This is a genomic window from Mycobacterium sp. NPDC003449, assembly GCF_053588415.1.
The window spans coordinates 1-4,384 of sequence record NZ_JBSFPX010000325.1; the positions used below are offsets into that span (position 1 = coordinate 1).

Annotated in this window: 4 protein-coding genes; all 4 read right to left on the minus strand. The window is 69.0% G+C overall.

Features of this window, described 5'->3' with window-relative positions; all coding sequences use genetic code 11:
• On the minus strand, positions 1-1,087 hold a 1,087-nt coding region (gene eutB / locus ACWDTP_RS37680), incomplete at its 3' end, for an ethanolamine ammonia-lyase subunit EutB (protein ID WP_450028310.1).
• Positions 1,084-2,496, minus strand: coding sequence for an ethanolamine permease (eat, locus tag ACWDTP_RS37685; RefSeq protein WP_450028311.1), 1,413 nt, complete (start codon positions 2,494-2,496; stop codon positions 1,084-1,086). The genes eat and eutB, both read right to left, overlap by 4 nt.
• A 160-nt stretch (positions 2,497-2,656) precedes the next feature.
• Positions 2,657-3,052, minus strand: coding sequence for a glycerol dehydratase reactivase beta/small subunit family protein (locus ACWDTP_RS37690; protein ID WP_450028312.1), 396 nt, complete (start codon positions 3,050-3,052; stop codon positions 2,657-2,659).
• Positions 3,006-4,384: diol dehydratase reactivase subunit alpha (locus tag ACWDTP_RS37695; protein WP_450028313.1), on the minus strand; the 1,379-nt coding region annotated here is incomplete at its 5' end. The genes ACWDTP_RS37695 and ACWDTP_RS37690, both read right to left, overlap by 47 nt.

Below are 4,384 nucleotides of genomic sequence, written 5' to 3' on the forward strand. Positions count from 1 at the left end.
GCTTGCCGCAGAAGTGGTCCTCCAGCCCGGCCCGGATGATCTGGCGGCCGTCGTAGAGGTATTCCGGGCCGATGAACCCGACCACCGTGTTGACCAGAAGCGGCTGCAGATCACGGGCCACCGCATAGGCCCTCGCCTCCAGGGTCAGCTGGTCCACCGGCCTGCCCCCGACACCGAGGTGGGCGCCCGAGCTCAGCGCCGAGCCCTGCCCGGTCTCCAGGTACATGACGTTGTCTCCGACCGTGCCGCGACCCAGCGAGCGGGCGGCCGCATTGGCTTCCCGCAGCAGCGCGAGATTCACGCCGAACGCCGTGTTGGCCCCCTCGGTCCCGGCGATCGACTGGAACACCAGGTCGACGGGGGCGCCCGCCTCGATCAGCCCGATCGTCGTGGTGACGTGCGACAGCACGCAGGACTGGACCGGGATGTCGAAGCGGGTGCGGATCGAGTCCAGCAGCCCGAGTAGGTCCGCGGTGGCCTGTGGCGAATCGGTGGCCGGGTTGATGCCGATGACGGCGTCTCCGCAGCCCAGCAGCAGCCCGTCGAGCACCGCGGCGGCGATGCCGCGCGGATCGTCGGTCGGATGGTTGGGCTGCAGCCGGGTCGCCAGTGTGCCGGGCGCACCGATGGTGGTGCGCAACGCCGAGGTGACCCGCATGGCCGCCGACACCGCGATCAGATCCTGGTTGCGCATGATCTTGCTGACCGCCGCCACCATCTCCGGGGTCAGGCCCGGCGCGACGGCGGCCAGCCGCTCGGCGCTGTCATCGTGCGCCGCGGTTTCCAGCAGCCAGTCCCGGAATCCGCCGACGGTCAGCTGCGACACCGCCGAGAAGGCCCGCCGGTCATGGCTGTCCAGGATCAGCCGGGTGACCTCGTCGGTGTCGTAGTCGACCACCACTTCGTTGAGGAAGGTGTCCAACGGGAGATCGGCGAGAACCCATGCGGCCGCGGCCCGTTCACCATCGTGCTCGGCGGCGCACCCGGCGAGCTGGTCGCCCGAGCGCAGCGGGGTGGCCTTGGCCAGCACCTCGACCAGACCGTCGAAGGTGTAGTTCACCCCGGACACCTGCTGGCGGTACCTCACCTCAGTTCGTCCTCGGCCGCGGCGAGCATGGCGAACTCCTCGTCGGGCGAGTTCGCCACCAGGCGGTGGCGGCTGTAGACCGCGAAGTACAGCATGAACGCCGCGAACACCCCGAGGCAGCACAGCGCAGCGACATGGTCGACCAGGAACGTCGCGATGACCGCGAGGACGGCGATGACGAGGGCGAACCCGGTGGTCACCGCACCGCCCGGGGTGCGGTAGGGCCGCGGCATATCCGGTTCCCGGCGCCGCAGCACGATATGGCTGACCATCATCAGCACATAGCTCAGCGCGGCCCCGAACACCGCCATGTTGAGCAGCAGATCGCCCTGACCGGTCAGCGACAGCAGGAACCCGATGATGCCGGGGATCACCAACGCCAGGGTGGGTGCCTTGCGGGTGTTGGTCACCGACAGCACGGTCGGCAGGTAGCCGGCCCGCGACAGCGCGAACAGCTGGCGCGAGTAGGCGTAGATGATCGAGAAGAAGCTGGCGATCAGGCCGGCCAGGCCGATGTAGTTGACCAGCTTGGCGGCGGTGCCGTCGCCGAGCGCCTCGACCAGCGGGTTACCCGAACCCGACATCTCCTCGGCGCCCCCGGCGCCGGTGGTGAGGAACAGCGCGGTGACACAGGTGACCAGCAGGACGCCCATCGCGGCGATGATGCCGCGCGGCACGTTGCGCTCGGGGTTGGCGGTCTCCTCGGCGGCCAGCGGAACCCCCTCGATCGCGAGGAAGAACCAGATGGCGAACGGGATCGCCGCCCAGATGCCCAGGTAACCGTGCGGCAGGAAGCTGGAGGCGCCGGTGGCGCCCTGGTCCACCGCGATGTTGGTCAGGTTGGCCAAGTCGAACTGGCCGAGTGCGGCGACGGCGAACACCAGCAGCCCGACCAGGGCGATCGCGGTGATCACGAACATCACCTTGAGTGCCTCACCGACCCCGGCCAGGTGAATGCCGATGAACACCGCGTACGCCGCGAGGTAGACCCACCAGCCGCTGGTGATGCCGAACAGGCCGAGCGATTCCACATAGGCACCGATGAACGTCGCGATGGCCGCGGGCGCGATCGCGTACTCGATCAGGATCGCGGTGCCGGTGGCGAATCCGCCCCATGGGCCGAGGGCGCGGCGGGCGAAGGTGTAGCCGCCACCCGCCGCCGGCAGCGCCGAGGACAGTTCGGCCATACCCAGCACCAGGGCCAGATACATCCCCGCGATGATCACCGCGGCGATCGCCAGCCCACCGAAACCGCCCTGCGCCAACCCGAAGTTCCAGCCCGAATAGTCGCCGGAGACCACATAGCTGACGCCGAGGCCGGCCAGCAGGACCCAGCCCGCACTGCCCGAGCGCAGCTGGCGCTTCTGCAGATAGTCCGCGCTCTCCAGATGTTCTTCGACACCCGCCATGTCAAACTCCCTCATTCGCAATGCTTCTGCAGTTGACTGCCGCCGACCGGATGCCGGCCATCGCTCCCCGACGAGCTTAAAGGTATGAAACTCAACCTTTGATAGACGAGTATCGCCCCCGCCGGCCGTCATGTCCACCCCAACGGCCGGATCGGCGTAATCAGTTATCCGGTTTCAGCGGAAGACCCACCACGATGCGAGCCGCGTTGTGGCCGAGCATGCGCGCGGTCGCGGCATCCGGCCGCACACCAGAACTCATCTCCGGCAAGGGATCTGACAGTTGTGCGTGCTGCACACAGATGTCGCCGCCGGGTCCGATGGCGACCCCGACCCGAAGTGGCGACGCCATGGCCGCCCGGCGCGCCAGCTCGGCCGTATCTGCCCCGGGACCTGCGGGCGCGACGGAGTACGGCACGCCCTCCTCCTCGATACCGGCCAGTAACTCGCGCTCGACCTCCCCGCTCGCGGCGCTGAGCACCACGATCACCGGCCGGCCCGACTGCCCGCCGTCACGTACCAACGGGAGCCCCCGCCCGCTGCGCGTGGGATGCCACAAGTCCGGAGGCCACCGCGTTCCGCGGACCCTCGCTGCCGCGCACATTCCCGGTGCCGCAGACGATTCCGTACGGCGCGAGGGCGTCGGCGATCAGTTCGGGAATCTCGAAATCGAGCGCACATCCGCCGAGCAGCACCACGAAGTCGATCTGGCGCAGGTCACCGCCGGGGGCGATCGCGCGCAACGCCCGCAACGCGTTGACGACGAAGACCCGCTCCTTGGCCGCTCGCCGCACGACCTTGATCCGGTCGATCGAATGCCGGGTCGGTACCGGATTCATACCGGACTCGGCCAGCGTCACCACCCGTGCGAATGCCGAAGGCGGTAAGGGTTTTTCGAAGAACTGCACGGTGCCGCTCTCCAGCATGACGTGAAAGAAGCTCTCGGCTTTGCCCAGCGGGAAACGTTTGATCTCCTCGGCCAGTTCCAGGTTGTCGAGCCCGAGTTCGGCGTCGATGAGCCGGGTGACCAGGTCGCCCGCACCGGCCAGGTGCACCGCCTCGATATCGCCGTCGGTCTCGATCAGTGCCGCATCGGTGGAGCCGCCACCCAGGTCGAGCACCACGAGCGGTTTGTCGGTCCCCGGTGTGGTGAGCGCGCCGAGCACCGCCATCTCGGCCTCCACTCCGCCGACCGCGACGTCGGCCCGCCCGGCACCCGCGGCCCGCAGCCGGGCCCGCACCTCATCGGCCACCGCCCGCATACCGCTCTGCGCGGTGCGCACCATGGCCGCGAGGGCTACCGCGTTCTCCAGAGCCACCTCACCGGCGACACCGCCCCGAACCTCCTGCGGCACAAAGGTGTCCACCGCGAGCAGATCCTGGATGCGCACATCGGCCACCGCATGCTGCGACAGGTCGGCCATGCTCTGCCGCACATTGGCGATCATCCCGCCGGTGTTGGTACCCGCCTCGCCGACCACATCGGTCAACGGGCTGACCCGCTCGACCACATCCATGATCTCGACCGCACCGCGCGACACGTCGACCGATGCGTTCCTGCGCTGACCGGACAGTTCGAGGGAACCCGCCGGGATCGTGCGGTCGGCGACATCGCCGGTGGGCGTCCGGACCACGACCGCCGAGCGGTTCCCGGTCAGCGCGCGGGCCACGGGTGAGACGACGCGGGTGGCGGCCGCGTCGAGGTCGAAGATCGTCGCCAGGCCGTAGGCATTGGACAGGGTGCGAATCGACTGGCCTGGGCCCGCCACCTCCACCGCCGCGAGCATGCCCAGCGGAACCGCGTCGATCCGCGACACCTCGTCGATGACCGGGATCGCGGTGTCGAGCCGGTTGACCACCAGCACGGCGTCGTCGTTGCCGAGGATCGCGC

Bases quoted from the DNA above. Each gene is read 5' to 3' on its own strand.
- eat (WP_450028311.1), bottom strand. From the start codon at position 2,496: ATGGCGGGTGTCGAAGAACATCTGGAGAGCGCGGACTATCTGCAGAAG.